Origin of the sequence: Algihabitans albus, from assembly GCF_003572205.1 — a bacterium.
Taxonomy (GTDB): Bacteria; Pseudomonadota; Alphaproteobacteria; order Kiloniellales; family DSM-21159; genus Algihabitans; species Algihabitans albus.
This window is the reverse complement of the sequence record NZ_QXNY01000005.1, coordinates 457,735-474,696: the sequence shown is the minus strand read 5'-3', so window position 1 is coordinate 474,696 and position 16,962 is coordinate 457,735. Positions and strand designations below refer to the sequence as shown.

Below are 16,962 nucleotides of genomic sequence, written 5' to 3'. Positions count from 1 at the left end.
ACACCAGCGGCTACAGTGGAGACCGGGCTTGGACATCCTGCAGATCTTCGTCAACGGCATCGTTCTAGGCGCGCTCTATGCCTGCATCGCCGTTGGCTTCTCGCTGGTGTGGGGCGTGTTGAACGTGATCAACATGCTCCACGGCTCCTTCATCATTCTGGGCGGCTACCTGACTTTCTTCGCCTGGTTCTACCTGGGCCTCAACCCGATCCTTGTGCTGCCGGCCGTCGCGCTGCTGCTCTACATCCTCGGCTTCGCGCTGCAGTACCTCTTCATCAACAAGGTGGTGACGGCGCCGGTGCTGACGACACTGACACTGACCTTCGGGTTGGACATGATCCTCTACAACCTGATGACCGTCTACTTCACGGCGACGCCGCGACGCGTCACCTTGGACCTGGGGAGCATCGACTTGGCGGGCATCGTAATGCCCGTCGACCGTCTGCTGGGCATGGGACTGGCGCTGTTGCTGACCGGCGTGCTCTACCTCGTGATGCGCGGCTCGACCATCGGGCGGGCGATCGTTGCCGTGCGCATGGATCGCCAGGCCGCAGCGCTGATGGGCATCCGAGTTAACCGTATCTACGCCATTACCTTCGGTATCGGTGCGCTTATGGCGGGAGCGGCCGGCGCCGTCTTCGCCATGGTCTTCCCGGTCACCACCAACTTGACCGGCGTCTTCCTTGGCAAGGCCTTCGTGATCTGTGTCATCGGTGGCCTGGGCAGCGTACCCGGTGCGCTGGTCGGAGGCCTCGCACTTGGCGTGATCGAGAGCTTCGCCGGCTTCTATCTCGGCCCGCAGCACGCCATCACCGTGGGCTTCCTGCTGATGCTGATCCTGCTGGTCGTGCGACCGACCGGCCTGGTCGGCGTCAAGGGTTACGAGTGATGCCGCGCCGCGCGCTTGCCTTAACCGGGCTGGCTGCCTGGATCGGCCTGTTGGCCGCCACGCCCTGGGTCGCCGACAACTACACGGTGCGTGTGGCCATCACCATCGCGATGTTCAGCGCCATGGCGCTGTCGTGGAACTTAATCGGTGGGTTCACCGGCTACCCCTCCTTTTCCACCGCCGCCTTTTTCGGCATCGGCTGCTATGTCGGGGCGCTCGCCCAGCGCAACGGCGTCCCGCTGGTGTTGGCCTGGACGCTGGCAACTTTCGGCGTTGCGCTCTTCGCGGCCGCCCTCGGCACCATCATCCTGCGGCTCAAGGGCCACTACTTCGCGATTGGCTCGATCGCGGTGGTCGAGGTCGTCCGCCTGATCGTCTCCTCCTGGGGCAGCGTGACCGGCGGCGGCGACGGTCTCAACGTACCTCTGCTCCAGGGATCGCCGGACTGGGTGGCAGCCAAAGTGCTCTACGTCATGCTGGCAATCATGTTGGCCGCCTTTGCCGCCACCGTCCTGGTCGACCGCGGGCGATTGGGCTTCGGCCTGCGCTGCATCAACCAGAACGAGGACGCGGCCGACATGGTCGGCGTCGACACGACCCGCTTCAAGATCGCCGCCTATGCGCTTTCCGCCCTGTTCTGCGGCACGGTCGGCGCGGTCTACGCCTCCTGGGTCGGCTATATCGACCCGACCGACAGCTTCTCGATCCTGCTGACAGTCAAGGTGCCGGTGATGGCTCTGCTCGGCGGCGCCGGAACCGTCTTCGGACCGGTCGTGGGCGCCGGCGTCTTCGTCCTGCTCGAGGAATTCTTCTGGGCGAACTTCCTAGAGTGGAACCGTGCGATCCTCGGGGGGATCATCGTTTTCCTGATCTTCTTCCTGCCGGGCGGCATCCTGCGCCTCGACTACCGGCGTCTGCTGCGCCGCGCCCTTGAGCTGCGCGAAGCCAAGCAGAAGAGCCCGGAGGCCGCCGAATGAGCGCGATCCTGCGTCTGGAGCGTGTCAGCAAGGCCTTCGGAGGCATCCGCGCCGTCAGCAACGTATCGTTCGATCTCAGCGAAGGCGAGATCGTCGGGCTCATCGGCCCCAACGGCGCCGGGAAGACAACGCTGGTCAACTTGATCACCGGCGTGCACCCCCTCACCGCCGGGAAGGTGGTCTTCGCCGGCCAGGACGTGACCCGCCAGAAACCTTACCAGGCGGCGCGCCGCGGCCTGGCCCGCACCTTCCAGATCGTCCAGCCCTTCCCGCAAATGACGGTGTTGGAGAACGTCGCGGCCGGCGCCCTGTTCGGCGGCGCGCCCGACACCATGGCAGAGGCATTGGCGGAGGCGCAGCGCGAGCTGGCTTTTGTCGGACTTGACCACCTGGCCGATACACCCGCTGCCTCCCTGACCCTGCCCAACCGCAAACGGCTGGAGCTGGCCAAGAGCCTCGCGATGCGGCCGAAGGTACTGCTGCTCGACGAGGTCAACGCAGGCCTCAACTCTGCCGAGATCGACGGTGCGCTTGACCTGATCCGGCAGATTGCCGCACGGGGCATCACCATCGTTATCATCGAACACCTGATGAAGGTGGTCCTCTCCATATCGGAGCGCATTCTGGTGCTGCACCACGGCGAGTTGATCGCCGAGGGCGAGCCGCGCGCAGTGGTCGAGGACGAACGGGTCATCGAAGCCTACCTGGGCGCCAAGTTCGCTGCTCGCTTCAAGCAGGAGACAGCCAGTGCCTGAGCCCTTTCTCGAGATCCGGGGCCTGCAGTCCGGCTATGGCGACGTCCAAGTCCTCTGGGACATCTCGATTGCCGTCCAGCGCGGCGAGATCGCCTGCATCGTCGGCTCGAACGGCGCCGGGAAGACGACCTTGCTGCGTACCATCTCCGGTCTGCTGCCGCCACGCGGCGGCAGCATAAGGCTGGCGGGCGCTGAGATCGGCGGCCTCGATCCCGACCAGGTGCTGGGCCGCGGCGTCGCCCATGTTCCCGAGGGCCGGCGCCTGTTCAAGGGACTGTCGGTGCAGGACAACCTGCTGCTTGGCGCCTACTTGCGCCGCGACAAGGCGGAGATCGCGAAGGATCTGGGCTTCGTCTATGATCTCTTCCCGATCCTCCAGGAGCGGCAAGGCCAGGACGCCACAACCATGTCCGGCGGCGAGCAGCAGATGTGCGCGATCGGCCGGGGCATCATGTCCCGGCCGGAACTCCTAATGATCGACGAGCTGTCCCTGGGCCTCGCGCCCCGCCTGGTCGAGCGCTTGAGCGCGGCGCTGCTGGAGATCAACCGCACCGACCTGACGATCCTCTTGGTCGAACAGGATGTGATGACGGCCTTCGAGATCGCCCGCCACGCCTTCGTTATTGAAACCGGGCAGGTCTCCATGGCCGGGACGACAGAGAAACTCGGCGGCGACCCTAAGATCCGCGAAGCCTATATGGGCATGTGAGCCGCTCAGCCCTCGTCCAGGGTGCCCGGGATCGGCATCCAGCCGTCGATGACCCGTTCGAAAAGCGGACCGGCCACGACGCCGCGAACCAGAGCCGGCAGCGCCTGATCGCGAGCGGCAAGCCGCTCTCGCCAGGCCACGCTCTGGCGCATGGCGACGACGACGCCAACCAGTTCGCAATCCAGACGGCCGAGCAGGCTGAGCACCGACAGCAGCGTCGTGCCACTGGACACGGCGTCGTCGACGACCACGGCGCGGCGCCCTGCCAGGCGGGGGAGCAGGTTGGGGTCGATGAAGACCGACTTGCCACCCTCCGGCGTGGTGATAGAGCGAACCGGCTCCGACAGCTCCTCGCGATACCAGAACTTCCGGGAATAGCCGAGCGGCACGTAGTTGGGGTGGCCGAGCAGCTTGGCGACCTTTGGCGCAAAGACCAAACCCAGCGTCGGCATACCGATGACCACTTCCGCCTGAAGTGCACGCGCGTGCTCGGCCATAACAGCCGCCAGCGCGTCGTTGACGGCGAAGCTCGCCTGATTGGCGATCAGGGAGGCGGCGGCGCGGCTTACGTCCGGCAGGCGGCGCAGCGGCAGCACCAGAATGCGACCGTCCGGCAATCGCGCCGGATAGCCGTAGCGGAAGGGCGGTGCCGCGTCGCCCGCCGGATGGCCAGCCGGCAGGATCTCCTGCCAGAAGGCCGTGGTCGGCTTGACGAAATCGTCGTGCGGCTGGTCGATAGCGGTCATGGGATGCGGGTGAGGAGCGCAAGGGAATGAGCGCAGTCAGCGGATGGCAGGTAGCGGCGGCCCTGCCGGAGGTATCGCAAGGGCTTCACGAGCTGATCCTGGGCGACGAGGTCGTGCTTTTGGTCCGGCGCGGCGATGAGATCCTCGCCATGCAAGGCCTCTGCCCCCACACCCTCGCGCGTCTCGCCGAGGGACAGGTCGATGCGGCGGGCTGGCTGCACTGCCCGCGCCACAAGGCGCGCTTCCGGGTAGCCGACGGCGTCTGCGGGTCCGGCTGGGTGCTGCCGCCGTTGCGGCAGTATGAAGTGCGCGTGACCGATGGCATGGTGCTGCTGCCCGATCCCCTGACGCCGTTGGACTAGGAAGCGGGCCAGGGGGCGACGCCACGGCCGATCAGGCCTTCGGTGCCCTGCTCTCCGACCATGCCCAGCATGATGCCGAGGATGCTGCGCGGGCGCGTCAGGTCCAGGCCGACCCGCACACCGTCCGGAAGCGCCGGGTGCGGTCCGACGAAGGGGGCATGCGCTGCCTCCGAATAGAAGTCCGTGTCGATATGCCGCTTCAGAGTCTCCCCCAGCTCCGGAGCGAAGCGCAGGCAGGCGGCGCCGAAGCCGACCGCGTCCACGACCGCGCTATCGCCGATGGCGGGCAAGGGCTGCGCGGCCTCGTGGCCCGGCAGGCGGCCACCCACAGGGCGCGCGGCCGGTGCGGTGATCCAGGTGTCGGGCGCCTTCGCCAGCTTCCAGCCCATCTCCCGCCCGTTGCCGCCGGCCGCAACGACAAATTCGCTGCCTTCGACGCCGTTACCGGCGGCCATCATGACTGCGCTGGTCGCCATGATGACGTTGAGGACGAATTGGTTCGCCTGAGCCAGATAGACGGCAGCGCGTGCCGGCAGCTCCGCATCGAAAAAGCCGCGCACCTCTGCCTGGGCCGCGTTCACCCGCCCGTGCAGCTCGTCGCCTTCGCGCAGCGCCTTCGCCAGCACCGGCAGCACCGGCACTGGCCCCCGCAAATGCGCGGCCAGGTCGGCGCCGATACCGTCGGTCAGGCGGCGCAGAATCGCCAGCCCCTCCTCCGCCCCCGTTCCCAGGCGCAAGGCGTGCGGCAGCGGCCCATCGTTCAGCGGCGACACCCGCGTGCGCTCCGTCTCCCGATCGGCCACCTCCAGTGCGAACATGCTCGGACCGACGACAAAGGTGAGCGGCGTCACGACCCCGTGGTCCTGCGCCGCCGCCAGCCGCACGGAGCCTTCAGACAGAGCCGAACGCACGCTGTCCATCGATCCCGCCCACCCCTCGTGCCGGCAGGCGGCGGCAACGCTGTTGAAGACCGGCGGTGGCAGGTCGAGAGGGTCGGCGAAGGGCGGCCCCGCATGCAGCAGCGTCCGCCGCGGCAGGCCGGGCACCAGATCGACCAGCGGCGCGATGCGGGTCAAGGCCGGCACGGCTGCGACGAACCGCGTGTGGGACTGCAGTGTGGCAGGCGAAGAGGTCACGTCTGGCTCCTAGTTCGATGCGCCCCAGGACGTCAGCCCTCGGGGACGTCAGCCCTCGGCCCTGTCGTCGGACGCGGGCGCGTCACCGGCAGCTCCCTTGGCCGTCACGACGCGCATCATGTAGTGGATGAAAAGCGCCTGCTCGCGCGGACTCAGGTTTTCCACGGTGCGCAGATGCGCACGCTCGGCCTTGTCGTCGATGCGGTCGAGCATAGACTTGGCCTCCTCGGTCAGCGTGGCCAGGCGCACCCGGCGGTCCTTCGGCGCGACGCGCCGCCGGATCAGGCCGCGCTTGCGTAGGCGCTCCAGGATGTCGGCCATGTTGGTCTTGTCGATTGCCACGGCGCTGGCGAGGGTCGTCTGATCGACCGGACCGCTCTGCGCCAGGGCGGAGAGCACAGAATACATGATGGGCGTGATCTTCTCTTCACCACACTCCTCGGCGAAGATCGCCGTGTGGATCTGGTGCAGGCGGCGGATCAGAAATCCAGGGCGGCCCTGCAGTGGTCCTTCCCGCCAGTTGGGGGTGATCGCCGACTGTTCGGCGAGCGCGGCCTTCGCGCGTGGCATGGCGTTTCCTGTCGCTAAACCTCCAGAGGAGCGCAACATATGGAGTGACCCTCACCTGCGCCACAAGAGTCGGCTGAAAAGGCGGTACAAGACGCCGCCGATCAGGCCGACGCCGCCCAGTTTCCGCGGTACCGGCGCACTCGGAGCGGTGCCTGTGGCGCGTGCGGCCAGGTCAGCAGCTGCCTGCGCCAGTATACGGTCGGCGACCTCGGCCACCAAGGTGGGACGGCCGAACTGCGCCAGCGGACCCTTCAGGCGGTAGACCATCGACAGATCGAGATATGTCGCTTCGCCGTCGCGCTGCAGCGAGAACGTTAGGCTCCCGTCAAGACTCGAACGGCTAAGTCCGTCGCGGCCGCTGCCACGCACCTGGCCGGCCTTCGTCGCCTCGTCCAGCCGCACCGCAGCCGTGCCGCGGAAGGCCACCGTCATCGGGCCCAACGAGACCTCGCACTTGCCGCTTAGCGCCTCACCCTGCATGGGTCCATCGAGGCTGGCGCCCGGGATGCAGGCAACCACCGCCGGGATGTCGCGCACCACCGTCCAGACGCGGTCGAGCGGGGCATCCACCCGGATGCTGCGGGTCAGCGTGGCACCCTGCAAAGCCTCCGGCGCGGCATAGGCGCCGAAACCCGGCAAGGTATCCGGGCCGCTGTCTGGCACAGTCTGCGCTGCGGCCCCTGAGCCAGCGGCCGCCGCTTGCCGGCCTCCGGTCTCCGGTCGCTGGCGTTGGCGGCGCTTTGGCAGGACGGCGGCCGGCGGCGGGTCGTTCGCAAGCACGTCCTGGATCGCTGCGACGATTCCGGCGTAGCCGGTGCAGCGGCACAGATTGCCAGAAAGCTCGCGCCGGATGCGGCCGACGTCAGCCTGCGGGATGCGGCGGACGATATCGTAGGCCGTGGCCAGCATGCCCGGTGTGCAGTAGCCGCACTGCAGACCGTGGTGTCGCTTGAAGGCCTCGCGGAGGCGCGTCATCAGGGCGTCGCCCGCGAAGCCCTCGATGGTACGCACTTCCGCACCGTCGCACGCGACGGCCAGCGCGATGCAGGATCGCACGGGCCGGCCGTCGACGAAGAGCGTGCAGGCGCCGCACACCCCCTGCTCGCAGCCGAGATGCGTGCCGGTCAGCAGGTGCTCCTCGCGCAGGAAGTCGGCCAGATGCGTACGCGCCTCCGCCGGCTTTGCGACGGACGCGCCGTTCAGGGTCAGCGCGATCTCCCTCACGCCGCGCCTCCACACGCCTCGGCCAGCGCGCGCGCGAGTGCCGTTACGTGCAGCGCTAGGTCCGCAGCCGCGCGCTCCGGCAGGGCCGCCCGCACGGCCTCGGCCGGCTCAACCCGGCCGTCGACGATGGCCTGCGGATCGCCCAGAAGCAGCGGCTGGCGGCCGAGGGCGCCGAGCACGCAGCGCACGCGACCCGTCCCGGGGTCGACCAGGACGGCGGCGCTTGCCTTGGCGAACTCGCCGACCTGGCGCATGAACTTCCAGTACCCCCAGCGCGCGCCCTCGCCCGGCAGTGGCACCTCGACAGCGGTCAGGATCTCTCCCCCCCGCAGGTCCGTCGCGAAGGGGCCAGTCAGGAACCTCTCGACCGCCACGCGGCGTGGGCCCTCGGGCCCGTCCAGCAGGGCCATGGCGCCCAGGCCAGTCATGACGACGCACCAGTCGGCCGCAGGGTCAGCGTGCGCCAAGCTGCCGCCGAGCGTGCCGCGGTTGCGCACCGCCCGGTAGGCGATGTTGGCAGCCACCGCCTGCAGCCAGCCGGGCGTCGGATCCGGCACCTCCCCGTCCTCGATCTCTGCGTGGGTGACGGCCGCACCCAGGCGGACCCAGTCCGGCCCCTCCTCGACCCCGCGCAACTCGGGCAGCAGCGAGACGTCAACCAGCGCCGCCGGACGCGCCAGGCGCAGGTTCAGCATAGGACCCAGCGACTGGTTGCCGGCCATCGGCTTCGCCGCACCGCCGCTCAGCGCCGCCATTGCGTCCTCCAGCCCTCCGGCGCCGAAGTAGTCGAACGGCGCCGGCTTCATTCCGCCGCCTCTCTGGCGCCAGCGAGCGCGCGCAGCACCCGCTCCGGGGTCATCGGCACCTCGGCTATCTCGACGCCGAGCGGCGCCAGGGCGTCGTTGACCGCGTTGGCAATCGCCGCAGGCGGGCCGATCGCCCCGCTTTCCCCGATGCCCTTCTGCCCGAAGCGGCTCAGCGGTGACGGCGTCTCCATGTGCAGGATGCGGATCGCCGGGATGTCGGCGGCAACCGGGAGGTGATAGTCGGCGAGCGTCGAGGCGAGCGGCTGACCAGCCGCGTCGAAGGGCACTTCCTCGAACAGGGCCGTGCCGATTCCCTGGACCGCACCGCCGTAGACTTGGCCGTCCACGACCATCGGGTTGATCATGGTCCCGGCGTCCTCGACGATCACGTAGTCGACCAGGCGGATGTCTCCAAGGTCCAGGTCGACCTCCACGACCACGGCATGAGCGGCGTAGGAAAAGGTGCCGGTGTCCTTGACCGTCTTGTAGCCCTCGGTCGCCTCGAGCCCGCGCGGGTCGACGTCGTCGGGCAGCAAATGCGGTTTGCGGTACCAGGTCTTCGCCACCTCCGCGATGGAGATTTCGCTACCGCCGGCGCGCGCCATGCCGTCGGCCAGCACGACCTGGGCCGTATCGGCCTGCATCAGGTGGGCGGCAATCCGCTTGATGCGCTCGCCCAGCGCCGCGCTCGCCGCCGCCACGGCGCCTCCGGCCATGACGATGCAGCGCGAGCCCCAGGTGCCGGTCGAGTACGGCGTGTAGGCCGTGTCCCCGTGGACCAGCTTAACCTTCGCCGGGTCCACCCCGATCTCCTCGAAGGCGATCTGGGCAAGCGTCGTCTCGAGGCTCTGGCCGTGGCTGTGCACGCCGACGCGCAGCTCCAGCCCGCCGTCCGGCGTCAGGCGCGCCGTCGCCTGCTCGAATCCCGGCACCATCGGGATGCCCCAGCCGTGATAGACGGAAGTGCCGTGCGCGCCCTGCTCGCAAAAGACGGCGAAGCCGACGCCGAGACGGATGCGGCCGGTCCGGCTCGCCTGCCGCGCCCGCACGCCCTGCAGGTCGATGGCCTCGACGGCGCGTCGCAGAGCCTCTGGATAGTCGCCGCTGTCGAAGTACTTGTTGGTGATGTTGACGAACGGCATCTGATCGGGCGCAACCAGGTTTCGCTGGCGAATGGCCTCGGGCGTCATGCCCAATTCGCGCGCCAGCGTATCCATGGTCAGCTCCATCGCGAAGCAAACGCCAGTGCGCGCGACCCCGCGAAACGGCAGGATCGGGGGTTTGTTGGTGGCGACCGACCAAGTCTTGCAACGGTAGCCGCGCATCCGGTAGGGCCCGGGCAGGATGCTGGCCACCTGGGCCGCCTCCAGGCAGGCGGAGAACGGATAGATCGAGTAGGCGCCACTGTCGACGACCGCCGCGCAATCGACTGCTAGAAGTTCGCCGTCGGCGGCGGCATAGCCAGTGACCTCGTAGGCGTGCTCCCTGCAGTTGGCACCGGCGATCAAGTGCTCGCGGCGATCTTCCAGCCAGCGGACCGGACGGTCCAGCTTCATCGCCAGGAAGCCGACGCAGACCTCCTCGGCCAGCAACACGCCCTTGTAGCCGAAGCCACCGCCCACGTCAGGCGAGACCACGCGCACCTGCCCATGGTCGAGCCCCAGGCACTCCGCCAGCCCCGTGCGGACGATGTGCGGCATCTGTGTGGACGAGTGCAGGGCCAGCAGCTCCAGATGCCGGTCCCAGACGGCGATGCAGCCGCGGCCCTCGATCGGCGCCATGCACTGGCGCGCCGTACGGTAGGTTCGCTTGACGACGACCGCAGCATCGCGGATCGCCGCTTCGAAGTTCGTATCGACACCGGACTCCAAAAAGGTGTTCTCGTCCCAATGCTCGTGCAGCAGCGGTGCGTGTGCCTCGCGTGCGCGGAGCATGTCGTGGACCGCCGGCAGTTCCTCGAAATCGACATCGATGAGTTCGGCCAGATCCTCGGCCAGCGCGCGGGTGTCTGCCAAAACGGCGGCGACCGGCTCGCCGACATAGCGCACCTTCTCGCCTGCCAGGATCGGCTGCACGGAGCTGCGGAAGCCCGGCAGGCCGGAGTCCGCGCGAATGCCCTGAACGCCCACCAGGTCGGCGGCGGCGAACACCCGCTCACGCCCGTCGGCCGGCTTCGTCACACCACGCACACGCGCATGCGCCAGCGGGCTGCGCACGAAGGCCATTTCCAGCATGCCCGGTAGGCGCATGTCGCCGATGTAGCGCCCGCGGCCGCCGAGGTAGCGATCGTCTTCGCGCCGCTGCAGCCGCGCGCCTACGCCTTTGCCCGACGCATCGGTAGCGCCGCCATTCGCCTCGATATCGATCCCCATGCCTTGTCCCCGACCGGTCCGTCGTGACGGCGCCACCATATGGCTATGCATTGTCGCAAAAGCGCCGGAGGCGGCGCTCTTTGCGCTTGACAGTCTTTATGCTGCGGCACAGCATTTCCAGGCGAGTGTAAATGCAACAGTCAGCATTACAACTATTTTCCTGGACTTGGGGAGCGAGGGAACGCAGGTGGGCGAAACGCAGCAGTTCGACATCCTGATCGCCGGCGGGACGGTGATCGACCCGGCCGGCGGCCGCAACGGGCGTTTCGATGTCGGCATCAGCGACGGCAAAATAGCCGCCGTTGAGCCCGACCTGTCGGCGGCCCAGACTGCCGAGCGGATCGACGCAACGGGGTTGCTCGTCCTGCCGGGCATGATCGACACCCACGCTCATGTCTACCAGCACGTCACCGGCAAGTTCGGGCTGAACCCGGACCTCGTCGGCGTCCGCTCCGGCGTCACCACGCTGATCGACCAGGGCGGCCCGAGCTGCATGACCATCGGCGGCTTCCGCCACTACGTCTCCGGCCCGGCCGACAGCCGCGTGCTCTGCTTCATCTCCTGCTATCTGGTGGGCGGCCTCGAGGGGCACCTTTACCCCGATCTCTATGGCCCGAACGGCGTCAATCCGGAGCACACCGGCCGGGTCGCCAAGCAGAACCTGGACCTGATCAAGGGCATCAAGGCGCACGCCGAGATCGGCGGCCAGTCGCGCTGGGGCCTCGAGGTGATCAAGGTGGGAAAGACGATAAGCCGCGAGACCGACCTGCCGCTCTACATCCACCTAGGCCAGCTCTGGCCGACGGCCGACTCGGCACCGATTCCCGACGCAGACGAGCTGATCCGCGAGCTGGTGCCGATCATGGAGGCGGGCGACATCCTGGCCCATCCCTTCACCCGGCACCCCGGCGGCTTCGTTTCCTCGACCGGCGAGATCCACCCGATTCTGCTTGAGGCGGTGCACGACCGCGGTGTGACGGTGGATGTCGGCCACGGCTCGCACTTCAGCTTCGACGTGGCGCGCAAGGTGCTGGCGGCCGGGATAGAGCCCTTCACGCTGGGCGCCGACATGCACGGCTACAATGTGCGCGTCCCCGAAACGGCAGACGCGGAGGAGCGGCTCAGCAACCCCTTCGCCGGCGTCGCACCCTTCAACCTGACCATCGCCATGAGCGAGCTGCTACATCTGGGCGTGCCGCTGGAGCGGGTCGTCGCCATGGTGACGGCGAACCCGGCGAAGATGATCCGCATGGAGGACACGCTCGGCACGCTGCAGCCGGGCCGCGAGGCCGACGTCAGCGTGCTGAAGATCGAGAGCGGCCGGTTCAAGTTGTCCGACAACAGCGGCGTCGAGGAGACCGCCGAGAGGCTGGTGCGGCCGGTCCTCTGCCTGCGCGGCGGCCGGCGATTCGATGTCGATTCGCCCTTCGTCCCGCCGGCGATAGCGGCCTGAGGGACCGGGATGCGCCGCAGTCGGAGGCGCGCTGAAGGGCGCGACCTTCGCTACGCGTCACCCGCTCGCAGTGTAGCCTCAGGCCAGCAGCGCGCTCTTCGGCAACATGCAGTGGATGCCCTTGTTGCCGTCGACTATCTGCGTGACGCGCAGGTCGGCAGCGAGGCTGCATAGCGAACATGCGTCCTGGCGCGACAGGCCGGCCACTTCGACGATCAGGTCGATCATCTCGCGCAGCGCTTGGCGCGCGGCATCGTCCAGGTCCTCGTGCATACCCATAGCGATCCAGTGCGAGGCGTTCTCGGCCCGCGGCATGGCAAGCCTCATGTCCTTGCGCACCGTCAGTCGGACTGTGCCGGTCAGACAGGTTTCGATGGCGGTCAGGCAGACCTCCCCGTCACCCTGAACCGCATGCCCGTCGCCCGTCCCCCGGCATCGTGCTCTATCCTTAGCGCGCGGCTTTGCGGGCGCAGCTCCAGCTTGCCGGTCGCCAGCGCCTTCGGAGTCTCCATATAGAGCGTCGACCACTTCGCCCGGGACTTATCGCCCTGCACTGTAAAGCCGGATTGATCGGTCGCCGCGTGGTCGTCGTAGGGCTCGGAATTGATCACGTGGCGGCCGGTGGTCACGCTGTCGAAGCTGACCGCCTTTGCGCCGCGGTACATGACCTTGAAGTTGTTGTTAGCCGGAAGGCCGGGACGCTCGCCGGTGCGGGTAACTCCCATCTTCTGCTCCGCCAGGTCGTACCAGGGCTCCAGGTGCTCGTAGGTGACGGGCCAGTCGATCAGGCTGGCGCACCGCACGTCCCCGTAGACCGTTCGCACACGGAATTCGTACGACTGCAGACGCAGGCAGCAGCCCGACGAGTGGGTTGCCGTCCCGCCGACGACTGCGCAGTGCCAGACCGGTTCGTCCGGGTGATCCTTCGCCACCCGCCAGCTACCTGAGGCGGAGCGCCGATCGAGCCAGGAGAGCTGCTCGTACGCCGCCCAGTCGTTGTTGATGAAGTCATCTGCTGTTAAGTGCGGTCCGGCTTCCAGCAGCACGACCTTCATGCCGCACCGGGTCAGCTCATGCGCCCGCGTGCCGCCGCCCTATACGCGCCTTCGGTTAATGCAGGAGTCACAGTGTCGATGATTAGGAACAGGGCCGGCGGTACCCGCCAGGTCAGAGCGATGCCTGCACACGGAGTGCACACACGTTCCTTTAAGTTTATGATTTAATTATTATTTTTCCCCAATCCATCAGGAAGCCGACCACTCCGCGCTCGACGGCGACTGCAGCTTCCGGACCCTGCCCGAAGAGAATGTGACGATCTGGTGGGGTGCCTACCTGGGCATGCCCGAAGAACTCCTGCTCAGCGGTCCGCTGGCCGAGATCGGGCCGGAGATCGTCCCGGCCCGCGCGGCCACCCGCGCCCGGCATGGCTGGATCATGGACATCTATCTTCTGCGCCGAACCACGCCTGCGGCCTAATAAAAGAGCGCGTCAAGGTCTAACGAACGAGATTGGGTCAGCCGCATTCAATCAACGCAAGTTGATACGATCACGGTTTCCTTCGCAGGCTGGCTATGAAGTGACTTGAACCTACGGACTAAGTCATTGCTGTTTAGCCGAACGACGAAGGCGGGCTTTTGGCCCGCCGTGGTTCGTTTTTGATGTAGTTGGATTGTCTTGGTGCAAATTGGACTTGGTTGCGGGGACTCGCAACCACCGAGACCGACATTCGATCTCTTCACTGATTTGACTGTGGCGACGGCCCGCAGCCAACGATATCAGCAGGGCCTTTTCCAAGCAGCGGCATAGTCCTCAGTGTTATCCAATTCTGCTACGCGAAAGAACGAACACGCAGATCTGACGCTTTTACAACGACCTCACACACCAGAGCGATTATGGCAGATCGAAGCCTAACGAATGTAGGCTGTCCGGCCCAAGGGGCGGAGGTCCGTTATGTCGATCCGAACTTCGTGAAGCTGTGCCACTTGGAAAAGCTAACATTACCCTATCGCCGAACAAGCTGGTAAGCGAGTGGAGAGCGCTGCACCAAGGACCCCGGGACGACCGAGGCAGTCACCCTGTCTTGGAGCAGACACCCACCGCTGCGCAACTGTCGGCTAGTCTGTCGCATCCTCAACAGCCCGTTCAGCGTCATTGACGGTTTCGTCGATGGACTCGCCCAGCTCCTCTGCCGGCCCGTCTTCTTCGCCGCATCCGGTCGCGAAAGCGGCTATACCTGCGAGCATCCCCGCGGCCAATAGCATTCGAAAGTTTGGCATTTGTCACGCAACTCCAAGCTGGTTCATGATCGGAAGAGATCGCAGTCGACCTTCATCCAAGGAAACGTCACAGACGAACGGCGGTTCCACCGTCTAGTTTTCACGGCGTGCGTTCAGGCTGTTAGAGGCGGAAGGTCGCGTAGAATGAGACGGTTCGCTGCGCTACGACCGGCTGGGCCTTCAGCACGATTGAAGCAACGATCGGCCACCTGCTCCCTTCTATGCATCCTCCTGCGGTCTGAGGCATTTACGGCCCAAACCGCCGACGTGCAACCATCTAAATGATGGTAATAGTCTCTTTTCAGGCCGCACCTGGAACTTTTCTTGTGCCTTGCCGTTTTGTTGTCACAACTTCTATGCGCCGAAGTACGGCGTGCTCGAGAAATGGATGGAAAGGGGAATAATCCCGTGATGAGCAGACAGATTTTCGCACGATTTCTCGTCTCAATCTTCTTTGCATCACTCCTGTCACTTACGGCCGCCTGTAATACTGTCGAAGGCGCTGGCGAAGATGTCGAAGCAGCCGGCGAGGCCATTCAGGACGGCGCCCAGGACACCAAAGACGCTATCGACTAAGTCCGTCTGGCAAGTAGCCTGACCCCATGCAGGAGATTAGCTGTGTACTGATCGGTGAAACAGGAAGTGTCGCCGGTTTCGTCATGACAGTTAGTCTCTTGGGGATGCGTTAGCTCGAGAAGGCGACGCATCCCCTTCTGCCATAGAAGCCATGGAGTTGGCGCGCCTAACGTCCAGAAAATCCTTTCAACGGAACGGCTACCTTTCTTAACCTAACTGCTACCGAGAATGATGGCTGGCTAGCAGAGCGTTCACGGCTCATCTAGCGCGCGAGCAACGCACTCGCCAGATCGATTGAGACGGGATCACTACCAATCCAGTGATCCAGAATCTCTACCATCAAGCCATGACCAGGATCGCTCACGACTTGCTTGTCGTTCAGCAGCACGCGAGTGCCTTGGCCGGGCCCATACAGAAACTGAATCTTATCTCCCGTCGACAGTCTTTCGAACGCCTTCTCTAGCCGACGATAGGCTCTGCCGGATATCTCCTGCCTGAGAATTTCATCCCATTTGTCCGGGAACTCGTCAGGGGGGTCGTTCGCGAGCACTCTAACTACGATGGCCGTCGATATATCACCACTCATGATGAAACTGGCGTCGCTGCTCGGCCGAGCAAGATAGAGAGCGCAGGCATAAGCATCGAAAAACAAGATCTCTCGCTTACCATAGCCGTTGATGTCGAGTTCACGTTCACCGACTTGAACTGAGCGCGGCAGCCCGTAGTCGTTTGCCGACACCGAAACTGTCCAAAAAAGGGCCAGAAGACCGGCCCAAGCGAAAACCCACCTCTTCCTCATCGCGGCAGACCTTTCGTCATACACTTACAATCCAGATCGCTCGTGTTGTCGAACGAAGGCGCAGCAAAAGCTGCCTTACTCCTATAGTGTTGAGGCTGCCCATACGATGGCTGCAACCGCCACCGCACCCCCACAAACGATGACGAGGCCGTCACGGGTCACGAGACCGATGGAGAATAGAAGAACCGCCCCTGCCGGGGCGGCGACAGCGAAAGGAATCAGCGCCAGGGGCACGATGGCAGCAGCCAAGACAATGCACACTGCGGCGATCAAGCTGGGAATAGGCGGCCGAACTAAGGTCGATAGCCGTCGCCCGAAGTAGCGGTCGAGCGGCTTCGTCCATCGCTCGGCCTTATCGAGCGCCGCACTCCAAGTATCGGGCGGCAGCTTCTTCTTTCTAAGAACCTCTGGGAGCCAAATGTGGTCGCTGGATACAATGCTCTGAGCTGCGACCAGGATAATCACCGAAGCTAAAACGATCGACATCCCAGGAATTTCGCCGATCGGCGAAATGGCCAACAGCGAAGGAATGAATAGCAGCGGCCCGATTGCGCGGGACCCAATTGCCTTCATCGCGTCATCAAGCGTTACCTGGCCGTCGTCTGCCTCATCGCGCAGTCGTCTGACCAGATCGGTGAGGTTCTCTTCTTCTTCCATGCTCGGCTCGTCTCATACAGAATCGACTGCTGAAGCACTCTCTCGCCTTTCACATAATCATATTCATAGAACCAAGTGGCCTTCGCGCGCGGGAGCGGGCGACGTCAGTCTTTCAGCTTCAGGGCCTTTCGCTCGTCGAAGATCACGGCCAGATCCGTCACGTCTGAGCTCGAAAGCAGCTTGTTGGCGGCCGGAAAAATCTCCCTCTCCTCTTCGTCGAGATGATGCTCCAAACGCTGCTTCAGGTGCTCGAATCTACGTAGCCAAGCACCGCTCGACATCTCGAGCTGCGTCAGCTCTTCCAGTATATCGGCAGCTTCCTTGTGCTCCGCCGTCGAGTGGCGCGCCTTCGGCTGGCCGGCGGGCAATGCCATCATCGTAGCGTAGAGCGATTGCTCTTCAGCGCTGGCGTGAGCTTCGATTTCGCGCTTCAGCGTGGCAAATGCGTCACGCCTATCCGGGCTATCGCCGGACGTTTGCATGATCCGCTCCGCGAGCCTCCGTTGAAGTTCGTGGTCCGCCTTCAAACGTTTAAAGATGCTCATGTTCCACTCCCCACCGCACGCCCAGCCCCTCCAAAGCAAAGCCTCGCGCACCGCTCTGGTTTACTGCAAAGCTGACTGTTGGGCCCTGCGTCGTTCCCTTGGCTGCCTCG

General features: G+C 65.4%; 19 protein-coding genes. 8 read left to right on the top strand and 11 right to left on the bottom strand.

Going from position 1 to position 16,962, the window contains the following annotated elements; all coding sequences use genetic code 11:
* The first annotated feature begins 28 nt into the window (after nucleotides 1-28).
* The 4 genes from DBZ32_RS16280 to DBZ32_RS16265 are packed head-to-tail and all read left to right on the top strand — an operon-like array spanning nucleotide 29 to nucleotide 3,330.
* Nucleotides 29-889: a branched-chain amino acid ABC transporter permease gene (locus DBZ32_RS16280; protein WP_119168231.1), complete on the top strand. Its 861-nt coding sequence runs from the start codon at nucleotides 29-31 to the stop codon at nucleotides 887-889.
* Nucleotides 889-1,866 (top strand): branched-chain amino acid ABC transporter permease, encoded by a 978-nt coding sequence (locus tag DBZ32_RS16275; RefSeq protein WP_119168230.1) that lies wholly within the window; start codon nucleotides 889-891, stop codon nucleotides 1,864-1,866. The genes DBZ32_RS16280 and DBZ32_RS16275 overlap by 1 nt, the downstream gene beginning before the upstream one ends.
* Nucleotides 1,863-2,621 (top strand): ABC transporter ATP-binding protein, encoded by a 759-nt coding sequence (locus DBZ32_RS16270; protein ID WP_119168229.1) that lies wholly within the window; start codon nucleotides 1,863-1,865, stop codon nucleotides 2,619-2,621. Before DBZ32_RS16275 ends, DBZ32_RS16270 begins: the two co-directional genes overlap by 4 nt.
* On the top strand, nucleotides 2,614-3,330 hold the full coding sequence (locus tag DBZ32_RS16265) for an ABC transporter ATP-binding protein (protein WP_119168228.1): 717 nt from the start codon (nucleotides 2,614-2,616) through the stop codon (nucleotides 3,328-3,330). Before DBZ32_RS16270 ends, DBZ32_RS16265 begins: the two co-directional genes overlap by 8 nt.
* Before the next feature lie 5 nt (nucleotides 3,331-3,335).
* Here the strand turns inward: DBZ32_RS16265 and DBZ32_RS16260 are convergent, their stop codons facing one another.
* Nucleotides 3,336-4,076 carry a phosphoribosyltransferase gene (locus DBZ32_RS16260; RefSeq protein ID WP_119168227.1) on the bottom strand — a complete coding sequence of 247 codons (741 nt, stop codon included), beginning with the start codon at nucleotides 4,074-4,076 and terminating at the stop codon, nucleotides 3,336-3,338.
* Between the two features lie 26 nt (nucleotides 4,077-4,102).
* Between DBZ32_RS16260 and DBZ32_RS16255 the strand changes: the two genes are divergently transcribed.
* Nucleotides 4,103-4,438 (top strand): Rieske (2Fe-2S) protein, encoded by a 336-nt coding sequence (locus tag DBZ32_RS16255; RefSeq protein WP_119168226.1) that lies wholly within the window; start codon nucleotides 4,103-4,105, stop codon nucleotides 4,436-4,438.
* Here DBZ32_RS16255 and DBZ32_RS16250 read toward each other — a convergent pair.
* Genes DBZ32_RS16250 through DBZ32_RS16230 form a run of 5 tightly spaced genes read right to left on the bottom strand, consistent with a single transcriptional unit; the run spans nucleotide 4,435 to nucleotide 10,546 of the window.
* Nucleotides 4,435-5,574 carry an oxamate carbamoyltransferase subunit AllG family protein gene (locus DBZ32_RS16250; protein WP_119168225.1) on the bottom strand — a complete coding sequence of 380 codons (1,140 nt, stop codon included), beginning with the start codon at nucleotides 5,572-5,574 and terminating at the stop codon, nucleotides 4,435-4,437. The genes DBZ32_RS16255 and DBZ32_RS16250 overlap by 4 nt on opposite strands.
* 48 nt (nucleotides 5,575-5,622) lie before the next feature.
* Nucleotides 5,623-6,144 carry a MarR family winged helix-turn-helix transcriptional regulator gene (locus tag DBZ32_RS16245; protein ID WP_119168224.1) on the bottom strand — a complete coding sequence of 174 codons (522 nt, stop codon included), beginning with the start codon at nucleotides 6,142-6,144 and terminating at the stop codon, nucleotides 5,623-5,625.
* Between the two features lie 51 nt (nucleotides 6,145-6,195).
* Nucleotides 6,196-7,368 carry a 2Fe-2S iron-sulfur cluster-binding protein gene (locus tag DBZ32_RS22740; RefSeq protein WP_119168223.1) on the bottom strand — a complete coding sequence of 391 codons (1,173 nt, stop codon included), beginning with the start codon at nucleotides 7,366-7,368 and terminating at the stop codon, nucleotides 6,196-6,198.
* A complete protein-coding gene (locus DBZ32_RS16235; protein ID WP_119168222.1) occupies nucleotides 7,365-8,174 on the bottom strand; it encodes an FAD binding domain-containing protein in 810 nt (269 codons plus the stop codon). The genes DBZ32_RS22740 and DBZ32_RS16235 overlap by 4 nt, the downstream gene beginning before the upstream one ends.
* Nucleotides 8,171-10,546 (bottom strand): xanthine dehydrogenase family protein molybdopterin-binding subunit, encoded by a 2,376-nt coding sequence (locus DBZ32_RS16230; protein ID WP_119168221.1) that lies wholly within the window; start codon nucleotides 10,544-10,546, stop codon nucleotides 8,171-8,173. Before DBZ32_RS16230 ends, DBZ32_RS16235 begins: the two co-directional genes overlap by 4 nt.
* A 187-nt stretch (nucleotides 10,547-10,733) precedes the next feature.
* Here DBZ32_RS16230 and DBZ32_RS16225 point away from each other — a divergent pair, with 187 nt between their 5' ends.
* A complete protein-coding gene (locus DBZ32_RS16225) occupies nucleotides 10,734-11,999 on the top strand; it encodes an amidohydrolase/deacetylase family metallohydrolase (RefSeq protein ID WP_235830230.1) in 1,266 nt (421 codons plus the stop codon).
* Between the two features lie 78 nt (nucleotides 12,000-12,077).
* Here the strand turns inward: DBZ32_RS16225 and DBZ32_RS16220 are convergent, their stop codons facing one another.
* Complete coding sequence (locus DBZ32_RS16220) at nucleotides 12,078-12,374, bottom strand: hypothetical protein (protein ID WP_235830242.1); 297 nt, start codon at nucleotides 12,372-12,374, stop codon at nucleotides 12,078-12,080.
* Between the two features lie 5 nt (nucleotides 12,375-12,379).
* A complete protein-coding gene (locus DBZ32_RS22540) occupies nucleotides 12,380-13,054 on the bottom strand; it encodes a GMC family oxidoreductase (protein WP_235830229.1) in 675 nt (224 codons plus the stop codon).
* Nucleotides 13,055-13,307: 253 nt separating this feature from the next.
* On the opposite strand from DBZ32_RS22540, the gene DBZ32_RS16215 reads away from it, so the two are divergent.
* Nucleotides 13,308-13,475, top strand: a complete 168-nt coding sequence (locus tag DBZ32_RS16215) for an SAM-dependent methyltransferase (RefSeq protein ID WP_208539261.1) — start codon at nucleotides 13,308-13,310, stop codon at nucleotides 13,473-13,475.
* Between the two features lie 1,211 nt (nucleotides 13,476-14,686).
* On the top strand, nucleotides 14,687-14,851 hold the full coding sequence (locus DBZ32_RS16210) for an entericidin A/B family lipoprotein (RefSeq protein WP_119168218.1): 165 nt from the start codon (nucleotides 14,687-14,689) through the stop codon (nucleotides 14,849-14,851).
* Nucleotides 14,852-15,113: 262 nt separating this feature from the next.
* Here the strand turns inward: DBZ32_RS16210 and DBZ32_RS16205 are convergent, their stop codons facing one another.
* The 3 genes from DBZ32_RS16205 to DBZ32_RS16195 form a co-directional block, all read right to left on the bottom strand.
* Entirely contained in the window at nucleotides 15,114-15,590 is a 477-nt protein-coding gene (locus tag DBZ32_RS16205; protein WP_162906801.1) for a chalcone isomerase family protein, read from the bottom strand.
* A 141-nt stretch (nucleotides 15,591-15,731) separates the two neighbouring features.
* Nucleotides 15,732-16,307 (bottom strand): exopolysaccharide biosynthesis protein, encoded by a 576-nt coding sequence (locus DBZ32_RS16200; protein WP_119168216.1) that lies wholly within the window; start codon nucleotides 16,305-16,307, stop codon nucleotides 15,732-15,734.
* A gap of 104 nt (nucleotides 16,308-16,411) precedes the next feature.
* A complete protein-coding gene (locus DBZ32_RS16195; RefSeq protein ID WP_208539260.1) occupies nucleotides 16,412-16,903 on the bottom strand; it encodes a hemerythrin domain-containing protein in 492 nt (163 codons plus the stop codon).
* Nucleotides 16,904-16,962: the final 59 nt, after the last annotated feature.

Excerpts from the sequence above, each read along its gene's own strand:
- DBZ32_RS16275 (WP_119168230.1), top strand. The coding sequence starts at position 889 with ATGCCGCGCCGCGCGCTTGCCTTAACCGGGCTGGCTGCCTGGATCGGC.
- DBZ32_RS16270 (WP_119168229.1), top strand. The coding sequence starts at position 1,863 with ATGAGCGCGATCCTGCGTCTGGAGCGTGTCAGCAAGGCCTTCGGAGGC.
- DBZ32_RS16260 (WP_119168227.1), bottom strand. The coding sequence starts at position 4,076 with ATGACCGCTATCGACCAGCCGCACGACGATTTCGTCAAGCCGACCACG.
- DBZ32_RS16255 (WP_119168226.1), top strand. The coding sequence starts at position 4,103 with ATGAGCGCAGTCAGCGGATGGCAGGTAGCGGCGGCCCTGCCGGAGGTA.
- DBZ32_RS16245 (WP_119168224.1), bottom strand. The coding sequence starts at position 6,144 with ATGCCACGCGCGAAGGCCGCGCTCGCCGAACAGTCGGCGATCACCCCC.
- DBZ32_RS16235 (WP_119168222.1), bottom strand. The coding sequence starts at position 8,174 with ATGAAGCCGGCGCCGTTCGACTACTTCGGCGCCGGAGGGCTGGAGGAC.
- DBZ32_RS16230 (WP_119168221.1), bottom strand. The coding sequence starts at position 10,546 with ATGGGGATCGATATCGAGGCGAATGGCGGCGCTACCGATGCGTCGGGC.
- DBZ32_RS22540 (WP_235830229.1), bottom strand. The coding sequence starts at position 13,054 with ATGAAGGTCGTGCTGCTGGAAGCCGGACCGCACTTAACAGCAGATGAC.
- DBZ32_RS16210 (WP_119168218.1), top strand. The coding sequence starts at position 14,687 with ATGAGCAGACAGATTTTCGCACGATTTCTCGTCTCAATCTTCTTTGCA.
- DBZ32_RS16200 (WP_119168216.1), bottom strand. The coding sequence starts at position 16,307 with ATGGAAGAAGAAGAGAACCTCACCGATCTGGTCAGACGACTGCGCGAT.